Annotated in this window: 23 protein-coding genes; 15 read left to right on the top strand and 8 right to left on the bottom strand. The window is 68.2% G+C overall.

What is annotated here, in order from left to right; all coding sequences use genetic code 11:
- The 3 genes from AC1DIP_RS12185 to AC1DIP_RS12175 all read right to left on the bottom strand — a co-directional run.
- Positions 1-379: DUF3618 domain-containing protein (locus tag AC1DIP_RS12185; RefSeq protein WP_477733874.1), on the bottom strand; the 379-nt coding region annotated here is incomplete at its 3' end.
- Complete coding sequence (locus AC1DIP_RS12180; RefSeq protein ID WP_476208869.1) at positions 376-807, bottom strand: phage holin family protein; 432 nt, start codon at positions 805-807, stop codon at positions 376-378. The genes AC1DIP_RS12180 and AC1DIP_RS12185, both read right to left, overlap by 4 nt.
- Positions 807-1,775: a hypothetical protein gene (locus AC1DIP_RS12175; RefSeq protein WP_476208870.1), complete on the bottom strand. Its 969-nt coding sequence runs from the start codon at positions 1,773-1,775 to the stop codon at positions 807-809. Before AC1DIP_RS12175 ends, AC1DIP_RS12180 begins: the two co-directional genes overlap by 1 nt.
- 184 nt (positions 1,776-1,959) lie before the next feature.
- Here AC1DIP_RS12175 and ccmD point away from each other — a divergent pair, with 184 nt between their 5' ends.
- On the top strand, positions 1,960-2,907 hold the full coding sequence (gene ccmD, locus AC1DIP_RS12170; protein ID WP_476208871.1) for a heme exporter protein CcmD: 948 nt from the start codon (positions 1,960-1,962) through the stop codon (positions 2,905-2,907).
- A 12-nt stretch (positions 2,908-2,919) separates the two neighbouring features.
- Here ccmD and AC1DIP_RS12165 read toward each other — a convergent pair whose 3' ends face one another.
- Positions 2,920-3,957, bottom strand: a complete 1,038-nt coding sequence (locus AC1DIP_RS12165; RefSeq protein WP_476208873.1) for an NAD-dependent epimerase/dehydratase family protein — start codon at positions 3,955-3,957, stop codon at positions 2,920-2,922.
- A gap of 147 nt (positions 3,958-4,104) precedes the next feature.
- Here AC1DIP_RS12165 and AC1DIP_RS12160 point away from each other — a divergent pair, with 147 nt between their 5' ends.
- From AC1DIP_RS12160 to AC1DIP_RS12110, 11 genes are all read left to right on the top strand, one after another.
- Positions 4,105-5,064 carry a sigma-70 family RNA polymerase sigma factor gene (locus AC1DIP_RS12160; protein WP_476208875.1) on the top strand — a complete coding sequence of 320 codons (960 nt, stop codon included), beginning with the start codon at positions 4,105-4,107 and terminating at the stop codon, positions 5,062-5,064.
- 224 nt (positions 5,065-5,288) lie between these two features.
- Complete coding sequence (locus tag AC1DIP_RS12155) at positions 5,289-5,825, top strand: HAD-IIIA family hydrolase (RefSeq protein WP_476208877.1); 537 nt, start codon at positions 5,289-5,291, stop codon at positions 5,823-5,825.
- Positions 5,825-6,913 carry a glycosyltransferase family 9 protein gene (locus AC1DIP_RS12150; RefSeq protein ID WP_476208878.1) on the top strand — a complete coding sequence of 363 codons (1,089 nt, stop codon included), beginning with the start codon at positions 5,825-5,827 and terminating at the stop codon, positions 6,911-6,913. Before AC1DIP_RS12155 ends, AC1DIP_RS12150 begins: the two co-directional genes overlap by 1 nt.
- The gene (locus AC1DIP_RS12145; RefSeq protein ID WP_477733873.1) at positions 6,910-7,944 is read left to right on the top strand and encodes a glycosyltransferase; all 1,035 of its coding nucleotides are present in this window, start codon (positions 6,910-6,912) and stop codon (positions 7,942-7,944) included. Before AC1DIP_RS12150 ends, AC1DIP_RS12145 begins: the two co-directional genes overlap by 4 nt.
- Positions 7,941-9,194, top strand: a complete 1,254-nt coding sequence (locus AC1DIP_RS12140) for a glycosyltransferase (RefSeq protein WP_477733872.1) — start codon at positions 7,941-7,943, stop codon at positions 9,192-9,194. The genes AC1DIP_RS12145 and AC1DIP_RS12140 overlap by 4 nt, the downstream gene beginning before the upstream one ends.
- Positions 9,191-9,901, top strand: coding sequence for an SIS domain-containing protein (locus AC1DIP_RS12135; RefSeq protein WP_476208883.1), 711 nt, complete (start codon positions 9,191-9,193; stop codon positions 9,899-9,901). Before AC1DIP_RS12140 ends, AC1DIP_RS12135 begins: the two co-directional genes overlap by 4 nt.
- Entirely contained in the window at positions 9,898-11,289 is a 1,392-nt protein-coding gene (locus AC1DIP_RS12130; RefSeq protein WP_477733871.1) for a PfkB family carbohydrate kinase, read from the top strand. Before AC1DIP_RS12135 ends, AC1DIP_RS12130 begins: the two co-directional genes overlap by 4 nt.
- Positions 11,290-11,331: 42 nt before the next feature.
- Positions 11,332-12,048, top strand: coding sequence for an SDR family oxidoreductase (locus tag AC1DIP_RS12125; RefSeq protein WP_477733870.1), 717 nt, complete (start codon positions 11,332-11,334; stop codon positions 12,046-12,048).
- 81 nt (positions 12,049-12,129) lie between these two features.
- Positions 12,130-13,569: an aldehyde dehydrogenase family protein gene (locus tag AC1DIP_RS12120; protein ID WP_477733869.1), complete on the top strand. Its 1,440-nt coding sequence runs from the start codon at positions 12,130-12,132 to the stop codon at positions 13,567-13,569.
- A complete protein-coding gene (rfaE2, locus tag AC1DIP_RS12115; protein ID WP_477733868.1) occupies positions 13,566-15,095 on the top strand; it encodes a D-glycero-beta-D-manno-heptose 1-phosphate adenylyltransferase in 1,530 nt (509 codons plus the stop codon). The genes AC1DIP_RS12120 and rfaE2 overlap by 4 nt, the downstream gene beginning before the upstream one ends.
- Before the next feature lie 125 nt (positions 15,096-15,220).
- Positions 15,221-16,750: an MFS transporter gene (locus AC1DIP_RS12110; RefSeq protein WP_476208893.1), complete on the top strand. Its 1,530-nt coding sequence runs from the start codon at positions 15,221-15,223 to the stop codon at positions 16,748-16,750.
- 25 nt (positions 16,751-16,775) lie between these two features.
- Here AC1DIP_RS12110 and AC1DIP_RS12105 read toward each other — a convergent pair whose 3' ends face one another.
- Positions 16,776-17,189: a VOC family protein gene (locus AC1DIP_RS12105; protein ID WP_476208894.1), complete on the bottom strand. Its 414-nt coding sequence runs from the start codon at positions 17,187-17,189 to the stop codon at positions 16,776-16,778.
- Between the two features lie 150 nt (positions 17,190-17,339).
- On the opposite strand from AC1DIP_RS12105, the gene AC1DIP_RS12100 reads away from it, so the two are divergent.
- The gene (locus tag AC1DIP_RS12100; RefSeq protein ID WP_477733867.1) at positions 17,340-18,254 is read left to right on the top strand and encodes a spermidine synthase; all 915 of its coding nucleotides are present in this window, start codon (positions 17,340-17,342) and stop codon (positions 18,252-18,254) included.
- 48 nt (positions 18,255-18,302) lie between these two features.
- Here AC1DIP_RS12100 and AC1DIP_RS12095 read toward each other — a convergent pair whose 3' ends face one another.
- A complete protein-coding gene (locus AC1DIP_RS12095; protein ID WP_476208897.1) occupies positions 18,303-19,199 on the bottom strand; it encodes a LysR substrate-binding domain-containing protein in 897 nt (298 codons plus the stop codon).
- Positions 19,200-19,326: 127 nt separating this feature from the next.
- Here AC1DIP_RS12095 and AC1DIP_RS12090 point away from each other — a divergent pair, with 127 nt between their 5' ends.
- Complete coding sequence (locus tag AC1DIP_RS12090) at positions 19,327-20,706, top strand: MFS transporter (protein ID WP_476208898.1); 1,380 nt, start codon at positions 19,327-19,329, stop codon at positions 20,704-20,706.
- A 75-nt stretch (positions 20,707-20,781) separates the two neighbouring features.
- Complete coding sequence (locus AC1DIP_RS12085) at positions 20,782-21,531, top strand: 3-hydroxybutyrate dehydrogenase (RefSeq protein WP_476208900.1); 750 nt, start codon at positions 20,782-20,784, stop codon at positions 21,529-21,531.
- Between the two features lie 4 nt (positions 21,532-21,535).
- On the opposite strand, the gene AC1DIP_RS12080 is transcribed toward AC1DIP_RS12085, so the two are convergent.
- Together AC1DIP_RS12080 and AC1DIP_RS12075 are read right to left on the bottom strand one after the other, a co-directional pair.
- A complete protein-coding gene (locus AC1DIP_RS12080; protein WP_476208902.1) occupies positions 21,536-21,799 on the bottom strand; it encodes a hypothetical protein in 264 nt (87 codons plus the stop codon).
- Positions 21,800-21,966: 167 nt separating this feature from the next.
- A complete protein-coding gene (locus tag AC1DIP_RS12075) occupies positions 21,967-22,341 on the bottom strand; it encodes a winged helix-turn-helix transcriptional regulator (RefSeq protein WP_476208904.1) in 375 nt (124 codons plus the stop codon).
- Between the last annotated feature and the right edge of the window lie 37 nt (positions 22,342-22,378).

Raw genomic sequence — 22,378 nt, 5'->3', positions numbered from 1 at the left:
CGATGAGCCCGGCGGCCAGGGGGTTCCCGGCGGTTTTGGCTTTGACCTGGTCCGGGGCGTGGGAGACGGCCTGGCCGGCGTCGGAGAGTTTGGCCTGGACGGTGTCGGTGGCCTGGTGGAGGTTGTCGCCGGCGGTGTGCATGGCGTTGGTGGTGTGTCCGGTCCCGGTGGTGGCGGTGTCGTGGACTGTTGTGGTGGCGTGGTCTGCTGCTCCCATGATTTTCTCCTTCACCCCGGTCACGGCGTCGCGGACCTTGTCGGTTTGGCGGTGGACGATGTTGGACGGGGTGACTTTGTCGGCCACGGCGTCGACGTTGGTGCCCAGGCGTGCCCGGGTGGCTTCTATGTCTGCGCGGATAGCGTCGGGGTTATCGCTCATCGGTTTACCTCGCCTGGTTTGAGGGTGGGGGGTATTTCTGAGAGGGTTTCCCCGGTTTGGGGCAGGCCCTTGATCTGCTGGAGTTCCTTCCGGCCGGTGGAGGCCAGGACCGCGGCGATGATGGCCCAGATGACGGCGACGATCAGCGCGGCCCAGCCCAGGGCCATGATGGCGCCCAGGGCCCACATCAGGGCCAGGGAGAGGAAGAGCAGGACGAAGTGTCCGCCGATCCCGGCGCCGGCGAGCATGCCGGCGCCCTTGCCTGCGCGGGTGGTGGTTTGTTTGAGTTCGGCTTTGGCCAGTTCCACTTCCTGGCGCATCAGGGTGGACAGGTCCCGGGTCACGTCACCGAGCAGGTCGCCGAGGGAGGCGTTATCCGCTTTCACATGCGCCGCGCTGGGCGGCGGCTCCGGAATCTGGCTACTCATCACAGACCACCCGTCTGGCCGCCCCGGGTGCGGTCCTGGGTGAGGGGATCGTTTGCCATGGGGTCGTCGGCGAGGGCGCGGTCACGGAGCGGGTCGTCCGAGAGCTGGTTTCCTGACCAGGGCTCTTCCACGAGTTGCGGGCTGTCCAGGCCGCTGGCCGCCCCTGCCGACTCAGGGTAGCTGCTGCCGGGAGCTCCGCCGTCGTAACCCGCCGTGGTGGTGGCCGGGCCGGGAAGCTGGACCGGCGGGGGAGGAACCGTTCCACCCGCTACCGGGTACGACTGGTTGTACTGGTCGCCGTAAGTACTGGCCGAGTACCGGCTGCCGGCACCGGTGCCGGCAGCTGTGGACGTCGATGCTTCGGGCGGGCCTGCGGTGAGGCCGCGGGTGAGGCGGCCGGCCAGGACGCCGGCGCCGGCGGCGAGGAGCAGGAAGGTTCCGGGCTTGTTACGGGCGAAGCGCTGGACCTCGTTGAGGAGGTCGCCAGGTTCCCGGTTTTCCAGCCACGTGGCCATCGAGGAGGTGCGTTCCGCCGCCTGGCGGACCAGGTCACCGGCCATGCCCTGCTGGTCCGGGGCGCTGGCCATGCTGTGCAGCTGGGTCGAGATGTTGCGGATGCCCTCGGCAGCCTTCTGCTGCTGGGTCCCTGCCTGGCTGGTCAGGCCTGACTTCGCCTGGCTCAGCAGGTCCTGCGCATTGGCCTTCGCCTCATGCGCAACGTTCGCAGCCTCACCCTTCGCGGTCTGGGCCACATTCTGCGCGGACCCCGCTGCGGTACGGGCTACATCAGCTGCTTCTTCCTTGGCTGCATCCTTGCGGGAGGAGCCGTAGGGGTCACCAGCCTGGCTGTCGCCCCCCAGGGGAGCAGCCGTCGAGGGGAAGGTGGCGGGCTCCCGCTCGCCGGGGATTCCTGTATTGGCCGGCGGAGCCGTGTAGGCGGGATCCTGGGGCCATTGGTTCTCTGTCATCTTCGCTCTCTTTCCAAGAAGGCCGGTTGTTGATCAAGAACCAGCAATACTGGCCGTAAAATGATAAGCATGATTACTAATGAAAGGTAAGTACCCTTGCTAAGCGAGTTATAACCGTTCCAAAAATGTCAGCCGGAAGGCGAGGGCCTGCCCGGTCACAACGAAGTGGAAAGTGGTGGGAAACGTGGACACAGCTCCATGGGTATGGGTTGTAGTTGCCGTTGTTGTGGTGGCGCTGATCGTGCTGCTGCTCCTGGCCGGAGGCAGGCGCCGGAAGGCAATGCAGGAAAAGCGGGACCAGGAACACCGGGAGAAGGCCGCCGAGATCCGGCGCGAAGCCGAGAACATGGAAATCGATGCCCGCGAGCGTGAAGCGAAAGCCATCCGGGCCCGGGCGGACGCCGAGCAGGCCAAAGTCGACGCGGCGCGGCTGCAAAAAGAAGCTGAACAGCGCAGCCAGGAAGCCCAGTCCTTGCGGGGTGACGTTGCCAGCCATACCCGGAAGGCGGACGAGCTTGATCCCGACGTCGGTCCTGACGGCACCCGGCAGGACGCCCGCGTGGTGCAAGACGCCCGGGAAGAACGCCGCGACGGAATGGATGCCGGGCATGATCGTCACGATGTCCAGGACGCCGGGGCGGGTCGCCGGGAAATGCGCGACGCCGGGATGGGCGGACAAGATGTTCAGGACGCCGGGATGGGCGGGCGCGACATGCACGACGCCGGACAGGACCGGCACCAGGGGTATGGCGCCGCGGCGGACCGTTCCGAAGCGCCCGACGCCGGACAGGATCGCCGCGTAATACACGACGCCCGGCAGGACCGCACCGAGGCCTATGGCGCCCGGCGTGATGCGAACGCGGGGATGGGCCACGCTGAGCCCAGTGCGTCCGGGGCGGGTCCTGCCGCGGATATTGGAACCGGTTCACGCGGTGAGCCGGTCTTTGCTGACGATGGGCGCGCAGACGCTGGACGTGGCCTTGGCGGGCACCATGACATCCCCGCCGCTGGTGCAGCCGACGGGACTCCGGAGGCAGAGCCGGGGCGGCGGCGCCAAGCGGAGGCCAGGGATGCCGCCGCGGGGCATGGCGTACGGGATGACCGTGACGGCGACCAGGGCGCCGGCATCTAATCGAATCGTGAATTACTGCCGGGGTTTGAGGACGGGGGAAGGACTGACTCCTTCCCCCGTTCCCATGCCCGCGAGCAGTTCCCTGACGGCATCGATCGATGACACCTTCGGCTCCCAGTCCAGGATGCGTTCCGCGCGGCTGGTGTCCATGATGGGGGCGCCGGCCGCCATCTCCACCCATCCGGCATCGGTAGGCTGAAGCCCGGCCCGCCAGGTGAGGTCCACTACTGCGTGGAGCAGCCGCATGGGGATGGGCAGGATTCGCTTCGCCCCAAGGATGCGCCCCAGTTCCTGGGGCGTCAGGACCGGCTCGGCCGCAATATTGAAGGCTCCACTGGCGCGCTGGTCAACTGCCCGCCAATAGGCCTCTGCGACATCGTCCGCATGGACTGCCTGGAAAACCAGGTTGTCCGGAACCGGCAGTATGGGCAGCCATGGCCTGCGCGGCACCAGCCGGGACAGGGCACGGCCAAGGAAGTACCTGCCAATTTCAGCGCCCGCCTGCCCTTGGAAGATCAGCGCAGGCCGCAGCCTTGCGACGGCGATGTCCGGGTGGGCGGCCATGAATGCATCCAGGAGCTTCTCCTGCTCGGCCTTGTGCCGGCTGTAATGTGAGCCGGCCATTCCACCCGCCGGCCATGACTCGTCCCGCCTCTGGTCCTTGCCGGACGCGCTGTAGGCGCCCACCGAGGAGGCGCAGACAACCTGCTTGACTCCCGCGCGTGCCGCAGCCTCCAGGACGTTCCTGGTCCCCGTGACATTGGTCCGGTGCAACAGGTCAAGATCGCGGTTGGGCTGGATCTGCCACGCCAAGTGGACCACCGCGTCAACCCCGGCCAGTGCCGCTTCCAGCAGGGGCATGTCCCGCTCCAGTCCTACATCGAGGGTGTGCCACTGCACGCCACGGTAGGCGTCTCTGGACGTATCGGGAAGCCTGCGGCTGATTCCCACCAGTTGCAGGCTGCCGGGCTTCCTGGCGAGCCGGCCCTGCAGGTTGCGCAGCAGCGCTGTCCCCGCGTTTCCGCTGGCTCCGGTAATGGCGATGCGCATGACTAAGACTCCTTGGCGGCTCGATCCGGTTCCCCCTACTTTCCGAGCTTATAGCGGAGGAGCATTGTTTTATAAGCAAGCTTATGATTTCCTACTTCTAAGTCTTGCCGCAGGCTTTCGGAACCAGACCGAGGGAACCCAACACTCATGCCCGAATCCTTCGCCGCACTTGCCGTGGACGCTGCGCCCGTCCACCACCATCAGCCGGTACCAGCACAAAACCACACGCCTCCTGCCCCCTCCGGGCGGCTTCGGGAGACGTTCGAAAACGACCTGGTCCTCAAATACCTGGACCTTGCAGAAGCCCTTGCTGCACGCTTTGAAGCCCGCGGCAGGGAGCGGGCAGACCTGAACCAGGTGGCCTATCTGGGCCTGGTCAAGGCAGCCCGTGGCTTCGACCAGGCCAAGGGTGAAAGTTTCCCCGCCTACGCCGCGCCCACCATCACCGGGGAACTCAAACGGTACCTCCGCGACCGGACCTGGGTCGTGCGCCCGCCGCGCCATATCCAGGACCTGAGGACCCGGCTGTTCCGGGCCGAGCCGGAGTTGACCCAGTCGCTGGGAAGGAATCCCAGCGTGACGGAGCTGGCCAGCGAACTGGGAAGCGATCCGGCCGAGGTGCAGGAGGCCATGTCGGCGTCCAGCAGCATGCACCCCGATTCCCTGGACGCGGTCAACCCCAACTCGGATGCACCGTCCATCGGCGAGGTACTGGCCTGCCCCGAGACACCGCTGGAGCGCCTTGAAGAACTGTCCTGCCTTCGCGACGCCATGCAGGACCTGAACGATTCGGACCGTGAGCTCCTGTACCGGCGCTACTTCTGCGAGGAAACCCAGGTGCAGCTCGGGAAGCGGCTGGGTATGTCCCAGATGCAGGTTTCCCGCCGCCTGGCCAAGGTGCTGGTGGAACTGCAGCGCCGGCTGGAGGAAGGCGCCCGTGCCGAAGACATGGACGGCGCCGCGGACAATGCAGCGCCGGGCCGCACAGTCCGGCAGGCCCACCCCGCCAACACTGTTGCGCCTTTCCACCGGCCCTTAAGGGCAGGACACCCCGGTAGTGCCGCGCAGCAGGCGGACCGGCGCCACGGCGGCACGCGGACCCGGTAGCAGTCACACTGCCCGCCCCGCGGTCCCGGCTGCCATGACCGGTTGGCAGCCGAAGCGGCCGGAGCTGCGCAGATCTCCACCGCCGGGACGAAGTATCCGTCCCGGCGCCTGCACGGCTCAGACCCTTATCTTGCCTGTTCAACACAGGTACCACTACGCCGCGGGGCCGGCCGAAAGGCATGCGGCCTTGTTTAGGAGCAACAGCAGGAGGGAAGTGGTTGGTCATGGGAAGCTCTGAAATGTCCAGCCTCCGGGCTGTCCTGTTCGACAGGGACGGAACCCTGGTGGTCGATGTGCCCTACAACGGGGATCCCGGCCAGGTACAGCCGATAGCCGGCGCGAAAGAGGTACTCGACGGCCTGCGGGCGGTCGGAATTGCCACCGGCGTCGTCAGCAACCAATCGGGTATAGCCCGCGGCCTGATTTCGGCCGACGACGTGGCAAAGGTCAACGCCCGGGTGGAAGAACTCCTGGGGCCGTTCGATGTGTGGGAAGTCTGCCCCCACGCGGACCAGGACGGCTGTTCCTGCCGCAAGCCGGCTCCCGGCATGGTGCACAGCGCCTGCCGCAAACTTGGGATCCACGAATCGGAAGCCGCCCTCATTGGGGACATTGGCGCCGACGTGGGGGCTGCCGAAGCTGCCGGTGCCACCGGAGTCCTGGTCCCCACGCCCGTGACCCGAGCCGAGGAGGTGGCGGCGGCGCGGCTGGTGGCCTCCGACCTGGCCTCGGCCGTGAGCCTGCTGCAGGAGAGGCCCTGATGGGGCGCGTCCTGGTGGCCCGGCTGGACAGCATGGGCGATGTGCTCCTCTCCGGCCCGGCCGTCCGCGCGGTGGCCCACGGCCGCGCCCAGCACGGCGGCAGCACCAACCACGTGGTGATGCTGTGCGGCCGGCAGGGTGAAGCTGCCGCAGCCATGCTCCCGGGGGTCGACGACGTCTACAGCTGGGACAGCCCGTGGATCATGAATCCGGCGCCGCGGATGACCGGCGCGCATGCGGACCGGCTGATCGAATACGTGCGCAATTCCCGCATCACCGAAGCCGTCATCCTCACCTCCTTCCACCAGTCACCCCTGCCGCTGGCGCTCCTGCTGCGCCTGGCAGGTGTGGAGCGCATCACCGGCGCCTCCACGGATTACGCTGGTTCGCTGCTTGACGTCCGCCTGAAACCGGGGGAGGACTTCCCCGAGGACCAGCCCGAAGCGGAACGGGCGCTGGGCATCGCCGAGGCCGCCGGCTTCCGGCTCCCGGCAGGCGACGACGGAAAGCTGCGCATAGACTCCGTGGCCGAAGTGGCTGCCCTCGTGGGCACCGAACCCTACGTCGTGGTCCACCCGGGGGCGGCCGTCCCGGCAAGGGCGTGGCCACCCCTGCACCATGCTGCCGCCGTCGAACTCCTCCAGGGGGCCGGGTACCGCGTGGTGGTGACGGGCGGTCCCGGCGAGACGTCGCTCACGGCCACCGTGGCCGGCCCCTCGGCCCTCGACCTCGGCGGCCGCACCGACCTTGCCACCATGGCGGGCGTCATGGCCGGGGCTGATGCGGTCATCAGCGGCAACACCGGCCCGGCCCACCTCGCGGCCGCGGTGGGCACGCCTGTCGCGTGCCTGTTTTCCCCCGTGGTCCCTGCGATCCGGTGGGCACCCTACGGTGTTCCGCTGGAACTTCTGGGGGACCAGAATGCGCCCTGCCGCATGACCCGGGCCCGGATTTGCCCGGTGCCGGGCCACCCCTGCCTCGATTCGGTGTCGCCGGAGGAAGTGGTGGCAGCGGTGGAGCGACTGATCAGTGGTGTGAGTTCCTTCAGCACGCACGTCAGCACCCGTAGAAAGGCCCGCAACAGATGAGAATCCTGCTCTGGCACGTCCACGGTTCCTGGACGGACGCGTTTGTCCGCGGCCGGCACGAGTACCTGCTTCCCGTCCTGCCCGGAGGTGGGGGCTGGGGGTTGGGCCGCGCGGGCAGGGACTGGCCGGAATCAGTGCGGGAGGTGGACCTGGCGACGCTCGACGCTGAGGCCGTGGACGCCGTCGTCCTCCAACGCCCCGAAGAAATCGACGAAGTGGCGCGGACCCTGGGCCGGATGCCCGGCGTCGACCTGCCGGCCGTGTTCGTGGAGCACAACACACCCAAGGGCAATTTCCCGAACACCAGCCACCCGCTCGCTGGCCAGGACCGCATCCCGGTTGTGCACGTGACCCACTTCAACCGGCTGGCCTGGGACAACGGCGCCGCGCCCACCACCGTGATCGAGCACGGGATCCCGGACCCCGGGCTGCTTTACACAGGTGAACTGCCCGAGCTTGGCGTGGTGGTCAACGAACCCGTCCGGCGCGGCCGGGTAACGGGGACCGACCTCCTGCCCGCCTTCGCCTCCGTTGCACCGCTGCAGGTCTTCGGCATGAAGACCGAAAGCCTCGCCGCGGCTACCGGAATCGAAGACACGCGCCTGACGTCCCGGGGCGACCTCAAAACCCTTGAACTGCACAGGGAACTTGCCCGCTGCCGCGTCTATGTCCATCCGATGCGCTGGACGTCGCTGGGGCTCTCCCTCCTGGAGGCCATGCACCTTGGGATGCCGGTGGTGGTCCTTGCCGCCACGGAAGCCGCCCGGGCTGTGCCCCAGGAAGCCGGGATGGTTTCGGCAGACATGGATGAGCTGCTCCGTTGCGCGGAACGCCTGGTGGCCAATCCGGATGAAGCACGACGGCGGGGACTCGCTGCCCGGGAGGCGGCGCTGGAACGATACGGCCTGGGCAAGTTCCAGGACCGCTGGGACGGGCTCCTGGCGGACCTGCGCAGCCGGCCCCTGCACTCCGTCAACGATCGCCCGGACGAGCGGATCCTCGTTCCGGCACGGGAGAGGAAGACCCCATGAAAATCGCGATGATTTCCGAACACGCCAGTCCATTGGCGGCACTGGGCGGGGTGGACGCCGGCGGCCAGAACGTCCACGTTGCCGCGCTGTCCGCGGCCCTTGCCAGGCGCGGCCACCACGTCACCGTCTACACCCGCAGGGATGCAACGGAGCTCCCCGAACGGGTCCGGGTGGGACGCGGCCTGGAAGTGGTCCACGTGGATGCCGGGCCGGCCCGGCATGTGCCCAAGGACGAACTGCTGCCCTACATGGGTGACCTCGCGGACGGAGTGGCCAGGGACTGGGGGCAGCGCCCGCCGGATGTGGTTCACGGACACTTCTGGATGTCCGGCCTTGCCGCCCTGGACGCCGCCAGGCGGCCTGACGCCGGGTACCGAGTGCCGATGCTCCAGACGTTCCACGCCCTGGGCACGGTCAAACGGAGGCACCAGGGTGCCGAAGACACCAGCCCGGAGGAACGCCGGTGGCTGGAGCCGGGTGTGGGACGCTCCGCGGACCGGATCATCGCCACCTGTTCGGATGAGGTCTTCGAACTCAAGGCCATGGGCATCGCCACCGGAAAGATCTCAATCGCGCCCTGCGGTGTGGACCTCAACTTCTTTTCCCCGGAGGGGCCGGCGGCCGGCAGGACACGCCGCTACCGCATCCTGTCGGTGGGGCGGCTGGTTCCGCGCAAGGGCGTGGACCTGGTGATCCGTGCGCTCCCGTACCTCAAAGCGGCAGGTTTCGACGACGTCGAACTCCTGATCGTGGGCGGTGGCGGTGACAGGTCGGTGATGCAGGCAGATCCGGAAATCCGCCGCCTGCTGGCCCTTGCCGCGGAACTGGGCGTGTCCGGAAACGTGACGCTGCAGGGGCAGGTGCCGCGGGCGGACATGCCCGGCATCTTCCGCAGTGCCGACGCCGTGGTCTGCGCCCCCTGGTATGAGCCCTTTGGCATCGTGCCGCTCGAGGCCATGGCGTGCGGCGTCCCCGTGGTGGCCGCGGCGGTGGGCGGCCTGCGGGACACGGTGGTGGACCACGCCACCGGGCTGCACGTCCCGCCCCGGGATCCGGAAGCCATCGCGTCGGCCCTGTCCCTGCTGCTGGAAAACCCTGCCCTCCGGGAAGACCTCGGCCGCGCCGGCGAAAAGCGCGCCCGCACCCGGTACTCCTGGGACCGGGTAGCCGCGGAAACGGAAAAGGCCTACCAGTTGGCCGTGGCCGGTGCGCCGGCCGGCGTCATCCCGATGGAAGGAGCCGCACTGTGACTGCAAATCCGTCCCTGCGCGAAGCAGGCCTGGGCACCCTGACCGCGCCACCGGCGCTGCCTGCACTGCTTCCCGGCGCCACCTTTGTTGATCCCGCCAGCGCCGACGCCGTCCGCACCCACCTGGACAACGTGCTTCCGGCGCTGGACTCGCTGCGCAGCCAGTCCGGACGGCTCGCCGCCTGGGGCGTGGAGCTGGCACAGCGGCTGCTCCGCGGCCAGCGGCTCCTGGCCGCCGGCAACGGCGGGTCCGCGGCGGAGGCCCAACATCTGACCGCAGAATTGGTGGGCCGTTTCGACAGCGAGCGCGTCCCGTTCTCCGCCATCTCGCTGCACGCCGAATCCTCCGCCCTGACTGCCATCGCCAACGACTACGGCTACGACGACGTTTTTGCCCGGCAGGTGCGCGCGCATGGCCGCTCCGGCGACGTGCTGATACTCCTGTCCACCAGCGGCAAGAGCCCCAACCTGCTGCGGGCGGCCGAGGTGGCGGCCCGGCTCAACGTGACCACCTGGGCACTGACCGGCGCCGGCCCCAACCCGCTGGCGGACGCATGCCAAGAGGCCGTCATGATCGACGCACTGAACGCCAACGCCCAGGAAGGGCACCTGATCGCCCTGCACGCCATCTGCCGGGCGTTCGACCTTGAAGTCGCCCGGCACACGCCAGCCCAGGTTCCCGTCAGGGCCACAGGGAGCAGGCCATGAGGATCGTCGTGGTGGGTGACGTCATGCTCGACGTCGACCTCTCCGGTGAGGCCACCCGCCTCAGCCCCGACGCCCCCGTCCCGGTGGTGGACGTCTCACGGGTCCGCCGCCGCGCCGGCGGGGCAGGCCTGGTGGCCCGCATGCTGGCCCGGGACGGCTGGCCCGTCACCCTGGTGACAGTCCTGGGGGATGACGACGCCGGGACCCAGCTGCGCGCGCACCTCACCGGGGTGCAGCTCGTGGCGGGGACCAGCGGCTACCCTTCACCCGTCAAAACCAGGGTACGGGCGGGTTCGCATCCAGTGGTCCGCTTCGACCAGGGCTGCGAAAAGACACCGGTCCCGGACGTCAGCCCGGCCATGCTGCGCGCGGTGGAACAGGCCGGCGTGGTCATCGTCGCCGACTACGGCAGGGGGCTGGCGGCCAACCCCCGGCTCCGCGCGCTGCTGGGCCGGCTGGCGGGTGAGGTTCCCATTGTGTGGGACCCGCACCCGTCAGGACCGGAGCCGGTCCCCGGGGTTGCCGTGGTGACGCCGAACATCTCCGAGGCGACCAAAGCCGTCCAGGCCGCGGCCGGAAACGGTCCTTCCTCCGTGGAGGGTGTGGCGCAGGTCCTGCTGGAGCGTTGGCGCAGCCGTGCCGTCCTGGTGACCAGGGGCGGGGACGGGGCCGTCCTGCTGCAGGAGGGCGAAGCCGCTTGCCGTGCCGTTCCCGCGCCCAGGGTGGAAGCCGGCGACCCCTGCGGGGCCGGCGACCGTCTGGCCGCCAGCCTGGCCGTGCACCTCCTGGCCGGCCGGGACCTCCCGGAAGCGGCCGCCCTGGCAGTGCACGATGCCGCCGACTTCCTGGCCGCGGGTGGCGTTTCGGCGCTGCCCGATCCCGACGGGACGGCTGCTGCACCGGGAAAGGCCGGGCCGGAACCGGGCCGGCGCACCACCGAACCATTGCTCCTGGCCCGTTCCGTGCGCGAAAGCGGCGGGACTGTGGTGGCCACTGGCGGCTGCTTCGACCTGATCCATGCCGGGCACATCAGGTCCCTCGCAGCGGCCCGGGAGCTGGGCGACTGCCTCATCGTTTGCCTGAACTCGGATGACTCGGTGCGGCGGCTCAAAGGCCCGCAGCGTCCCATCATCGGGCAGCACGACAGGGCGGAACTGCTCCTCGCGATGGAATGCGTGGACGCGGTGATGGTCTTCGATGAGGACACCCCGGAAGCCGCCCTGGACCGGCTCCGCCCCGATATCTGGGTCAAGGGCGGCGACTACAAGGGAGCCCGCCTGCCCGAGGCCGACCTGGTGGAAAGGTGGGGCGGCCGCTGCCTCACCGTTCCCTTCCACCCCGCCCGCTCCACCACCGGCCTGGCGGACGCGCTCGCCAAGGTCAGCTGAACCACTTCCCCTTTGCCTCGTTTTCCCATTGAAAGGAACACCATGACCGCAGAACCAACCGCAACTGCCGCCACCACGCCCGGACGCGTCCTCATCACCGGAGGTGCCTCCGGACTGGGGGCCGCCGTCGTCGACGCCGTCCTCCGCTCAGGCGGCACGCCGGTGGTCCTGGACCGCGACATCAGCACCATCTCCGGGGTCAAGGCGTTCGAAGTGGACGTCGCGGACCGCGCGGCCGTGGAGCACGCCGTCCGGGAAGCCGCCGAAACCCTCGGCGGCCTCGACGCGGTGGTCACCGCGGCAGGGATCGACCGCTGCGGCAAGCTCGCCGACGTCGAAGCCACCGAATGGGAAAAGGTCATCGGCGTCAACCTGATGGGCACTGTTTCCACCGTGCGCGCCGCCCTGCCCTACCTGAAGGAAAGCCACGGGCGCGTGGTCACCGTGGCCTCCACCCTGGGGAAACGCGCCGTAGCCGACGCCACCGCCTACTGCGCCTCCAAGTTCGGCGTGGTGGGGTTCAGCCACGCGCTGGCCGCGGAAACCGGAGGCGAAATCGGCGTGACCACCATGATCCCGGGCGGCATGAAGACCCGGTTCTTCGACGACCGGACAGAGCAATACAAGCCGCAGGACGATTCCCGGCTCAACGATCCCGCCAACACCGCCCAGGCCATCCTGTTCGCCTTGAACCAGCCCACCGGCTGCGAGGTCAGGGAAATGCTGATCTGCCACGAAGAAGAAGGTTCCTGGCCCTAAGCCGGAAGCCGGCCACTGCGGTGGCACGCAGCACCACCACCCGGACCCACCAAACCAGCACCGAAAGGCGGGAGGAACATCATGCCCACCACAGCCACTGAAACAACCGCAGGCAACGACGCAACCCGGGGCACCGGCATCACCATCCAGGACCCGCGAACCGGTGAAGTGCTCTGGACGGTGCCTGAAGCCGGCCCGGACGCAGTGAATGATGCCTTGGACGTCGCCCGCAGGGCTGCGCCCGGCTGGGCGGCAACCGCTCCGGCCGAACGGGGGGCCGCGCTACGGGCCGCCGCCAAGGCGCTCGATGCCGCCGCCCGGGAACTCGCCGGCCTGAACGCCAGCGAAACGGGACGGCCCGAAGAAGAAGCGCTGGCCGGGATCGGCGCCGCCGTCTCCACCCTGGAGCAGTACGCGGAGCTGGGCCCGGTGCACCGCGGCCACAGCCTCCGCGGCAACCGGCTCGCCTCGGACTACACCATCGCCGAACCCCGCGGCGTAGCCGTACTGCTGACCCCCTGGAACGACCCCGTCGCAGTCGCCTGCGGCCTGATCGGTGCCGCCCTGGTGACAGGCAACGCGGTCATCCACAAACCCAGCGAGCGCTGCCCCCGGCTGGGCGAGGCGCTGGGCGAAGTCCTGGCACCGGCCTTCCCCGCCGGCGTCTTCCTGACCATCTCCGGCGGCGCAGGCGTGGGGGCAGCCCTGGCAGAAGCGGACGTGGACGTGATCGCCCATGTTGGTTCCAGCGCCTCGGGAGCCCGGATCGCAGCGGCGGGAGCCCGCACCGGCGCCCATGTCATCCGCGAAAACGGCGGCAACGATCCCCTGCTGGTGGACCGCGACGTGGATCCGGTGTGGGCTGCGGAACAGGCCGCAATCGGCGCCTTCAGCAACAGCGGCCAAATTTGCACTTCCGTTGAACGCATCTACGTCCACAAGGACATCGCCGAGGCTTTCTGCAGTGCACTCGAAGCCGAGGCCGCACTCCGGAACAGCAACGGATCCGTGGCGCCTCTGGTGGACCTCCGGATGCGCGACGCCGTCCACGGGCACGTCGAGGAGGCCCTGGACCGCGGCGCCCGCGCCGTCGAAGGCGGTGCCTTGCCGGACGGGCCCGGTTCCTTCTACCCCGCTACCGTCTTGCTCGGCTGCACCGAGGGCATGCAGGTCATGGCGGAGGAAACGTTTGGCCCGGTGGCCCCGGTCCAGGTGGTGGACACGTTCGACGACGGCCTGCGACTGGCCAGCAGCGGCAGGTACGGCCTCGCGGCCACGGTCCTGAGCAGCAACATTGCCCACATCCAGCGGGCGGTGGCGTCTTTGCCGGTGGGAACCGTGAAGGTCAACGCAGTTTTTGGCGGCGCCCCGGGCGGTGCGGCCCAGCCCCGCGGCGGGAGCGGCGCCGGGTTCGGCTACGGTCCCGAACTGCTGGACGAATTCACGCAGGTCAAAGTGGTGCACATCGAAGCTCCGCCGGCTTACGCAGTTGCCGGCAGCGAGGGAGTGGACCAGCCATGAACCCGTCCCCGGACTCCATCGACCTCTCCACCCAGCGGGCGCTGTCCGACTGGCTGCCGGGCAGGCTCGCGGCCGAAAACCCGGCCATCCTGGTAATCGGCGACGTGATGCTCGATGGCTGGTGGAGCGGCACCATCGAACGGTTGTGCCGGGAAGCTCCCGCACCCGTGGTGGAGCTCCAGTCCCGTGAGTCGGTCCCCGGCGGGGCAGCCAACACCGCCATGAACCTCGCATCCCTGGGGGCACAGGTATCGGTGGCCGGCGTCATCGGCACTGACGACGCCGGGGAGGACCTGCGCGGGCAGCTTGCCGGAGCCGGCATCGACGTCCGCTACCTGAGGTCCCACCCGGAGATGGTCACCACCACCAAGATCCGGATCAGCAGCGGGGGCCAGGTGATGCTGCGCCTCGACGACTCGGCCACGACCGTCCCGGCCGACGCCCTTGAAGCGCTCGCCGCCTCGGTGCGGGCCGCCGTCGAACGCCGGGACGCCGTCCTGGTTTGCGACTACGGGACAGGAGTGGTGGCAGGCCCCGTCCGCGCCGCGCTGGCGGAAGTCCTGGGGAACTGGGCCGGGGAAGACCGGCCGCTGGTGGTGGTTGACGCCCATGACCCGCGGCCGTGGGCGGCCCTGCAGCCGGACCTGGTGACGCCGAATGCCCAGGAAACCGCACGGCTGCTCGACCGCAGGCTGCCGGAGGGGCAGGACCGGGTGGACGCCGTCGGCGGCGCCGCTGCAGACCTGCTGGCCAGCACCGGCGCGCGTGCCGTGGTGGTTACCCTGGACCGGGACGGGACCGTCCTGCTGACGCCCGACGGCGTGCGGCACCGGACATGGGCACGGCCGGCCGCCGAGAAGCAGGCGTCCGGGGCAGGCGACACGTTCGTGGCGGCCCTGACCCTGGGCCGGGCCGCAGGCCTCCCGCTGACGGCCAGCCTGGACCTGGCGCAGTCGGCCGCCGACGTAGTGGTCCACCAGCCGGGAACTTCGGTGTGCAGCACCGCCCAGCTCAGCCGGTACCTGGAGGCCTTCGCCGATACTGCCCTGAGCGAGGAGGAACTGGAGCGGCAACTGGAGGTGCACCGCGCCCAGGGGCAGCGGATCGTGCTCACCAACGGCTGCTTCGACGTCCTGCACAGTGGCCACACCCGGTACCTCAACCAGGCCAAGCAGCTGGGCGACATCCTGGTGGTGGCGCTGAACAGCGACGATTCCGTCCGCCGGCTCAAGGGATCCGGCCGGCCCATCAACAACATGGCGGACCGGGCAGCGGTGGTGGCGGCGCTGAGCTGCGTGGACTACGTGACAGTATTCGACACCCCCACGGCCGCCCCGCTGATCACCCTGCTCCGGCCCGAGGTGTACGCCAAGGGCGGGGACTACACGCCCGAAATGCTGGCGGAGACGCCCGCGGTGGAAAAATACGGCGGCCGCGTGGCCATCCTGGACTACGTGGCGGAAAGGTCCACCACAGCCGTGGTGAACCGGATCCGGGACGGCCAGGGGGCTGCCACCGCACCGTAGCCGGGACCGGTCCACGCAGCATCGACACGGGGCCATCGCAGGAGCACTATGGATCCATAAATGTGGGGTTTTCGAGCGGGGCGGCATGGATGGCCTCCCCGTGGTCCACGTGAGGAGACGGCGACATGGCCACAGCGGCGCAGGAGGCCACCAAGGAAGAGTGGAAGGCAAACGACACCTGGCTGCTGGGGATTGTCCTGGCCGTCATCAATTTCTGGCTCTTCGCCCAGACCCTGTTGAACGTCATTCCCGGAATCCAGGGACAACTGGGCGTTGAGCGGACGCTGGCCAACCTGGCCGTGTCGGTCACGTCCCTGTTCTCGGGCATCTTCATCGTGGTCGCGGGCGGACTCGCGGACCGTATCGGCCGGGTCAAAATCCTTTATGCCGGTATCTACCTCAGCATCCTGGGCTCGCTGCTGATCGCCCTCACACCGGAACACGCCGGCGCGCTGACATCGGCGGTGCTGCTCGGCGGCCGCATCATCCAAGGGCTTTCGGCGGCCTGCGTCATGCCGTCCTCCATGGCCCTGGTCAAAAGCTTCTACGAGGGCAAAGACCGTCAGCGGGCGCTTTCCTTCTGGTCCATCGGGTCCTGGGGCGGGTCCGGTTTCTGTTCGCTCTTCGGCGGGCTGATGGCCTCATCCTTCCTGGGCTGGAGGTCCATCTTCTGGATCTCCATCGTGCTGTCAGTCCTGGCGCTGTTCCTGATCAGGGGGACGCCGGAGTCCCGGGCCGCCGCAGACGCCGGGGATGCCGGGCGCCGCTTCGACTGGGCAGGGCTGACCTGCTTCATCATCATGCTCGTGTCCATCAACGTCTACATTTCCCAGGGTCCGAACATCGGCTGGCTGAGCTGGACCGGGATCGTCCTCCTGGCCCTCTTCGTGGTGTTCAGCCTGGTCTTCCTGCAGATCGAGACCGGCGCCGGCCGCCCCTTCGTGGACCTGAAGCTGTTCAGCAACGGGACCTTCACCGGCGCCACCTTGTCCAACTTCCTGCTGAATGGTGCCGCCGGAACCCTCATCGTGTCGCTGGGCCTGGTCCAGGTGGCCGCGGGCATGAGTTCCCTGCAGTCCGGGCTGCTGACCCTGGGCTACCTGGTGGCCATCCTTGCCACCATCCGGGTCGGAGAAAAGCTGCTGCAGCGGTTCGGCCCCAAAAAGCCGATGCTGTGGGGCAGCATCATCACCGGCGCCGGGGTCCTGATGTGCTCCATGACTTTCCTGCTCATCGGCGAATACATCGTGCTCACCGTCGTCGGCTTCACGCTGTTCGGCGTCGGCCTCGGCTTTTACGCAACCCCGTCCACGGACGCGGCCCTGTCCAACGTGCCCGACGCGCAGGTGGGTGCCGCTTCCGGCATCTACAAGATGGCCTCATCCCTGGGCAACGCGATCGGGGTGGCGATTTCCGCGGCCCTCTATGTGGCCGCCCAGGCGGTTGATCCAAGGACCATCCAGTCCTGGGGCCTCTTCATTGGCCGCCAGGACAACGTGGCCCTGCGCTTCGGCGGTGCGGTCGGGCTGCTGTTCAACGTGCTGATGGTCCTGGTGGCCATCGCCGCGATCATCGTCACGGTGCCGGCCAGGCAGCCCAGGGACGAAGCCGAGGCGCGGCCCGACGTCGTCGCGCCCCCCGCTTTCGGCAACTGACCTCCTGCCCCGCCTGACACCCGCGTCAGCTGTACAGGTGGCTGTCCAGGACCGACCGGGGCTTCTCTGCCGGATCCGGGTGGGCGACGATGACGCGGATTCCGTCGGGATCCCGGCCTTCGACGATGGTAACGCCGCCCTTTGCACGGGTTTCGGTGTAGCGCCCCATGTCCTTCAGCGCCCGCTCAAAGTAGGCCAGACCCTCAGCGGTGTCGGTCGCCCACATCAACAGGTGCTGCCCCAGGCCACCGGAATAGTGCTCCTCACGGGGGCCGCGTTCAATGAGGTAGAGCTCGAAACCCCCGGGCGCCAGGAGGAGGGCGGCGTCGTCCGAGCGTATGGTCTCCACGCACTTGAACAGGTCCCGGTAGAAGGTCACGGACCTGTCCAGTTCCGAGACGAACTGGACGGATGAAGCCACCCTCGCTGTGTATTCCATCCTGTCATTGTTGACCCCGCCGCCGCAGACCACCAGCCTTCCTCCAGGCGGTGCGGGCTTCGGGACGGTGCCCGGCTTCAGCTCCGATGGCGGCCAGCAACTAGGGTTGACCCTGTACAACTCACACGGACTGAAGCGGGGCAACGGGCAATGGCGAAACGCGGACGGTCGGCGAACCGGGCCGGACGCCCGGCAGCCGGTGTCGTTGAGGTTCCCAAGGGAGCTGTGGTGAACGGCCCGGCTGAGGGCGTTTACTACATCGACACGGGCGACTGCGAGCTCATCGCTGACCAGGACAATTCCACCGGCTGGCTCCTGAAGATCAACGGCGTCATGAGCTCGCACATTGACCTGGCCGACCCGCTGTTCCTGGACTTCGAGTACATGCGGTGGATGGCGGCGCTCATTGAGTCGCGCTGGCCGCCGTCGGACGTTTCGTCGGCAAAGCTGCGCGGGCTGCACCTGGGCGGCGGTGCCTGCTCCCTGGCCCGCTACTTCTCCGCTGCCTACCCGGATGCGCGGCAGGTGGTGGTGGAGCTGGACGGGAAGCTTGCCGAATACGTGCGCGGCTGGTTCGACCTTCCCAAGGCGCCCCTGCTGCGGATCCGCGTGGGGGAGGCCCGCGCGGTGACGGAGACCCTCACTGCCCAGACCCGGGACTTCATCATCCGCGACGTCTTCGCCGGAGCCTTCACCCCCCGGCCCCTCACCACCGCCGAATTCAACCAGCACGCCAAGCGGATCCTGGCGCCGGGCGGCCTGTATGTTGCCAATTCCGGGGACGCCCCGGACCTGAAGAACGCCCGTGAGGACGCGGCCACCATCGCGGCCGCCTTCAAGCACACCGTGATCATCGCCGATCCCGCCATGCTGAAAGGCCGGCGGTACGGCAACATGGTGATGGCCGGCAGCGACGTTCCCTTCGGGGACGATCCGCAGCTGCGGCGCCGCCTCCTCGGCGGGGCCGTCCCGGCGCACCTGTGGGATGACGCCCAGGTGCGGGCATTCGCGGCGGGGGCGCCGGTCCGCCACGACCCTCCCGCACCGCCATCGATTGCTGGGTAACTGCCGTTTTCAGCGGTCAAAACGGCAGTTACTCAGCAATCGACGGGCTTAACCCTTGCCTAAAAGCGCGCCGCGGTGTTCGGCCATCCGTTCCCTGAGGGCCTGCACGACGGCGGCCACCGCGGGGCGGCGGAGTGAGTCCGGGCGCAGGACCATCCAGTAGGGGAGCAGTTCGCCGATCTTTTCGGGCAGCAGGCGGACCAGGTCGTCGTGGAGGTCAGCCATGAAGCACGGCAGGAAGCCGACGCCGGCGCCGGCCCGGGTGGCCTCGACATGGACGAACACGTTGGTGGAGGTCAGGCCGTCCTTCATGGCGGGAACGAGCCGCCGCGGCGCATCGAGGTCGTCCACCTGGAGCATTGAGTCCACGAAGTAGACCAGCGGGTGCCCGTTGAGTTCAGCCACGGTGGCGGGTGTCCCATGCTCCGCAAGGTAGGCGCGGGAGGCATACATGCCCAGCCGGTAGTCGCCCAGGCGGATGGCCTCCGCGCGGTGCACCTGCGGCTCGCCCACCACCACTTCGATGTCCAGCCCGGACCGCTGCTGCAGCGCCCGGCGGGTCATGGTGACCACTTCCACGCTCAGGCCCGGATGGTCCCGCCGCAGCCGCGCCACGGCCGGAGCGGCAATGTAGGCACTGAAGCCATCCGTCGCGGTCATGCGCACGACGCCGGCAATCGGGTCGGGTGCCTGGCCGGCCGGTCCCAGCGTGCCCAGCACCGCCTCCACCTGTTCGGCCGCCCGCACGGCCCGTTCGCCGAGCTCCGTGAGTTCCCAGCCGCCCGCGGCGCGGGACAGGACCCGGCCGCCCAGGGACTTCTCAAGCGCGGCGATCCTGCGCGAGACGGTGGTGTGGTTCAGTCCCAAGGCTTGGGCCGCCGTCGTAAACCTTGCGGAGCGGGACACCGCGAGGAGCACCAGCAGGTCATCGGGGTTCGCATTCATATCTGCAATTGTGCACACGTCGACTGCCTCTTTGGTCATTGAAGACCCGGATTTGTGCAGCAATACTCATCTGAGTCACTTGTGCTGGAGATCACAGCACGTGTCAATGTGGACACTGAGGAGAACCATGAGCATTGAGCAAGGCCTGGCGAACGACGCCAGGCATGCACCCAAGGGATCGGGCCTGAAGAAGATTGTTGCCGCCTCCATGGTGGGCACGGTGGTGGAATGGTACGAATTCTTCCTGTACGCCACCGCGGCCACCCTGGTCTTCGGCAAGTACTTCTTCCCCGCCACAGGCAACGACCTGGACGGGATCATCCAGGCCTTCCTGACCTATGCCGTGGGCTTCATCGCCCGCCCGCTGGGCGGCATCGTCTTTGGCCAGATCGGCGACAAGCTGGGCCGCAAGCCCACGCTGCAGCTGACCATCATCATCATCGGCATTTCCACGTTCCTGATGGGCTGCCTGCCCGGCTTCGCGGACATCGGATACCTGGCGCCGGCCCTGCTGGTGGCCCTGCGGTTCATCCAGGGCTTCGCGCTGGGCGGCGAATGGGGCGGCGCCGTGCTCCTGGTGGCCGAACACAGCCCCAACAAGACGCGCGCCTTCTGGTCCAGCTGGCCCCAGGCCGCCGTCCCGGTGGGCAACCTCCTGGCCACCCTGGTGCTGTACATCATGTCCACCACCCTCAGCAGTGAGGCGTTCCTCGGCTGGGGCTGGCGGGTGGCGTTCTGGCTCTCCGCCGTAATCGTCTTCGTGGGCTACTACATCCGCACCAACGTCAGCGAGTCGCCCATCTTCCTCGAAGCCAAGGAACAGGTGGAGAAGGAACAGGCCGTCAGCTACGGCGTCTTCGAGGTCCTGCGCAAGTACCCCAAAGGCATCTTCCAGGCCATGGGCCTGCGGTTCGCGGAAAACATCATGTACTACCTGGTGGTCAGCTTCGCGATTGTGTACCTCAAGAGCGTGCATAAGTACGACACCTCATCGCTCCTGCTGGCGCTGCTGATCGCACACGTCATCCACTTCGCCATCATTCCGCAGTACGGCCGCCTCGCGGACCGGATTGGCCGCAAGCCCGTGTACCTGGCCGGCGCCATCCTCGGTGCCACCTGGCCGTTCTTCGCCTTCCCGATGTTCGATACCCGGAACGCGGTCGTCATCGTCCTGGCCGTGACCATCGGTCTCTGCCTGCACGGCCTGATGTACGCTGGCCAGCCGGCCATTATGGCCGAGATGTTCCCCACCCGCATGCGGTACTCCGGCGCATCCCTCGGCTCGCAGGTGACGTCCATCTTCGCCGGTTCGCTAGCGCCGCTGCTGGCCACCCAGTGGCTGAAGGACACCGGTTCGTGGCTCCCCACCGCCGTCTACCTGGTGGTGGCCTGTGCCATCACCACCGTGGCCGTGCTAAGCCTGAAGGAGACCAAGGGCATTGCCCTGGAAGACGTGGACCAGGAAGATGCGGCCCGCGAGGGGCTGCTGGCGGCTGAACGCCGCTGACCTGGCTGCTGGGTTGACCCAGCCGCCGGACCGTTTGGGCGCGCAAGCCGTGGGCTGTACACAAGGAGAACTGCAATGGACAACACGTTGAATGGACGCAAGGCGCTGGTCACCGGCGGTGCCAGCGGAATCGGGGCCGCCTGCGTGCGCGCACTGGCGGCGCGCGGAGCGAAAGTGGTGGTGGCCGACGTCGATGCCGCCGCCGCAGCGTCCCTCGCCGATGAGGTGGGCGGCAGCGCCTGGGAAGTGGACCTGCTGGACGTCGACGCCCTGGCCGCGCTGAGCCTCGACTGCGACATCCTGGTCAACAACGCCGGCATCCAGCGCATCAACCCCATCGAGGAGTTCGATCCGGCAGACTTCCGCCGGATTATCAGCCTGATGCTGGAGGCCCCGTTCCTGCTCATCCGGGCCGCCCTGCCGCACATGTACGCCAACAAGTTCGGCCGCGTCATCAACCTTTCCTCGGTGCATGGACTGCGCGCCTCTCCGTTCAAGAGCGCGTATGTCTCCGCCAAGCACGGCCTGGAGGGGCTCAGCAAGGTGACAGCGCTTGAAGGGGGCCCGCACGGTGTTACGTCGAACTGCGTGAACCCCGGATACGTGCGCACCCCTTTGGTGGAGAAGCAGCTCGCGGACCAGGCCAAGATGCACGGCATCCCGGAGTCCGAGGTGCTGGCGAAGGTGATGCTCACCGAAGCCGCCATCAAGCGCCTGGTGGAACCCGACGAGGTGGCGTCCCTGGTGGCCTGGCTCGCGTCCCCGGACGCCGGCATGGTCACCGGCGCCAGCTACACCATGGACGGTGGCTGGTCGGCCCGTTAGTCCTTCAGTCCAGGGGCTTGACCAGCCGGTGGTCAAAGAAGAAGACGCCGTACGGGGTCTTCACTCCCACTGACCGGCGGTCCTGCCAAACGACGACCCCTTCGCGCCTGCCGCTGAAGGGGTCGTCGCCTATGACTGTGTCCCCTACCCGGTAAGGGCAGCGGGGGCTGAAGACCGTCAACGTCCGGCCCCATGCCCCGGAAAGGGCGGACCCCAGGCTGACGGGCCGGCCCATGCCGGAAAGATCCTGTGCGTAGTCCCTGGCCATGTGACCAACTCCTTCAAGCGGCAGCCTGCCGCCTGCTAACGGTGCTGGTTGGCGGAATGCTCCCAGCGGAGGAGGGTCCTCCCATTCCGGCCGCCACCGTATGGCTACGCTAAGCGCTATTCACACCAGTCACACCAGTAACAGGTACTCATCTTCCGGTGCCGTGACTACTTGGCCGGGACTGCCCCGTTGATGATCTCTTCGGCATGGTCAAAAGCCCAGGCTGCCAGCGGCACCAGCAGCGCACTGAGTTCGTAGCCCCGGTCGGTGAGGCTGTAGTCCACCCGGGGCGGAATGACAGGCTGCGCTTTCCTGCTGACCAGGCCGTCGCGCTCCAGGGTCTTCAGTGTCTGTGCCAGCATCTTCTCGCTGATGCCTTCCGCCCGCCGCCGCAGGTCGCTCCACCGTTGTTCGCCTTCCGACAGGGCAATGATGAGCAGGACACCCCATTTGCTGGTGACGTGGTCCAGCAGTGTCCGGCTGGGGCACCCGGCCGGGAACACGCCGTCGGCAAAGGCCATGGGCAGGGGAGCGGCTTCCATGCCACCAGCTTACCCCTGGGTCAGTACCTTACTTTGA

The organism is Pseudarthrobacter sp. 05T312 (assembly GCF_056396685.1).
The sequence above is the reverse complement of the archived record's forward strand: the minus strand, read 5'-3'. Positions and strand labels throughout refer to the sequence as shown.

Bases quoted from the DNA above. Each gene is read 5' to 3' on its own strand.
- AC1DIP_RS12090 (WP_476208898.1), top strand. From the start codon at position 19,327: ATGAGCATTGAGCAAGGCCTGGCGAACGACGCCAGGCATGCACCCAAG.
- AC1DIP_RS12180 (WP_476208869.1), bottom strand. From the start codon at position 807: ATGAGTAGCCAGATTCCGGAGCCGCCGCCCAGCGCGGCGCATGTGAAA.
- AC1DIP_RS12160 (WP_476208875.1), top strand. From the start codon at position 4,105: ATGCCCGAATCCTTCGCCGCACTTGCCGTGGACGCTGCGCCCGTCCAC.
- AC1DIP_RS12095 (WP_476208897.1), bottom strand. From the start codon at position 19,199: ATGAATGCGAACCCCGATGACCTGCTGGTGCTCCTCGCGGTGTCCCGC.
- AC1DIP_RS12140 (WP_477733872.1), top strand. From the start codon at position 7,941: ATGAAAATCGCGATGATTTCCGAACACGCCAGTCCATTGGCGGCACTG.
- AC1DIP_RS12100 (WP_477733867.1), top strand. From the start codon at position 17,340: ATGGCGAAACGCGGACGGTCGGCGAACCGGGCCGGACGCCCGGCAGCC.
- AC1DIP_RS12075 (WP_476208904.1), bottom strand. From the start codon at position 22,341: ATGGAAGCCGCTCCCCTGCCCATGGCCTTTGCCGACGGCGTGTTCCCG.
- AC1DIP_RS12080 (WP_476208902.1), bottom strand. From the start codon at position 21,799: ATGGCCAGGGACTACGCACAGGATCTTTCCGGCATGGGCCGGCCCGTC.
- AC1DIP_RS12105 (WP_476208894.1), bottom strand. From the start codon at position 17,189: ATGGAATACACAGCGAGGGTGGCTTCATCCGTCCAGTTCGTCTCGGAA.
- rfaE2 (WP_477733868.1), top strand. From the start codon at position 13,566: ATGAACCCGTCCCCGGACTCCATCGACCTCTCCACCCAGCGGGCGCTG.
- AC1DIP_RS12130 (WP_477733871.1), top strand. From the start codon at position 9,898: ATGAGGATCGTCGTGGTGGGTGACGTCATGCTCGACGTCGACCTCTCC.
- AC1DIP_RS12120 (WP_477733869.1), top strand. From the start codon at position 12,130: ATGCCCACCACAGCCACTGAAACAACCGCAGGCAACGACGCAACCCGG.
- AC1DIP_RS12155 (WP_476208877.1), top strand. From the start codon at position 5,289: ATGGGAAGCTCTGAAATGTCCAGCCTCCGGGCTGTCCTGTTCGACAGG.
- AC1DIP_RS12150 (WP_476208878.1), top strand. From the start codon at position 5,825: ATGGGGCGCGTCCTGGTGGCCCGGCTGGACAGCATGGGCGATGTGCTC.
- AC1DIP_RS12125 (WP_477733870.1), top strand. From the start codon at position 11,332: ATGACCGCAGAACCAACCGCAACTGCCGCCACCACGCCCGGACGCGTC.
- AC1DIP_RS12085 (WP_476208900.1), top strand. From the start codon at position 20,782: ATGGACAACACGTTGAATGGACGCAAGGCGCTGGTCACCGGCGGTGCC.
- AC1DIP_RS12175 (WP_476208870.1), bottom strand. From the start codon at position 1,775: ATGACAGAGAACCAATGGCCCCAGGATCCCGCCTACACGGCTCCGCCG.
- AC1DIP_RS12110 (WP_476208893.1), top strand. From the start codon at position 15,221: ATGGCCACAGCGGCGCAGGAGGCCACCAAGGAAGAGTGGAAGGCAAAC.
- AC1DIP_RS12165 (WP_476208873.1), bottom strand. From the start codon at position 3,957: ATGCGCATCGCCATTACCGGAGCCAGCGGAAACGCGGGGACAGCGCTG.
- AC1DIP_RS12145 (WP_477733873.1), top strand. From the start codon at position 6,910: ATGAGAATCCTGCTCTGGCACGTCCACGGTTCCTGGACGGACGCGTTT.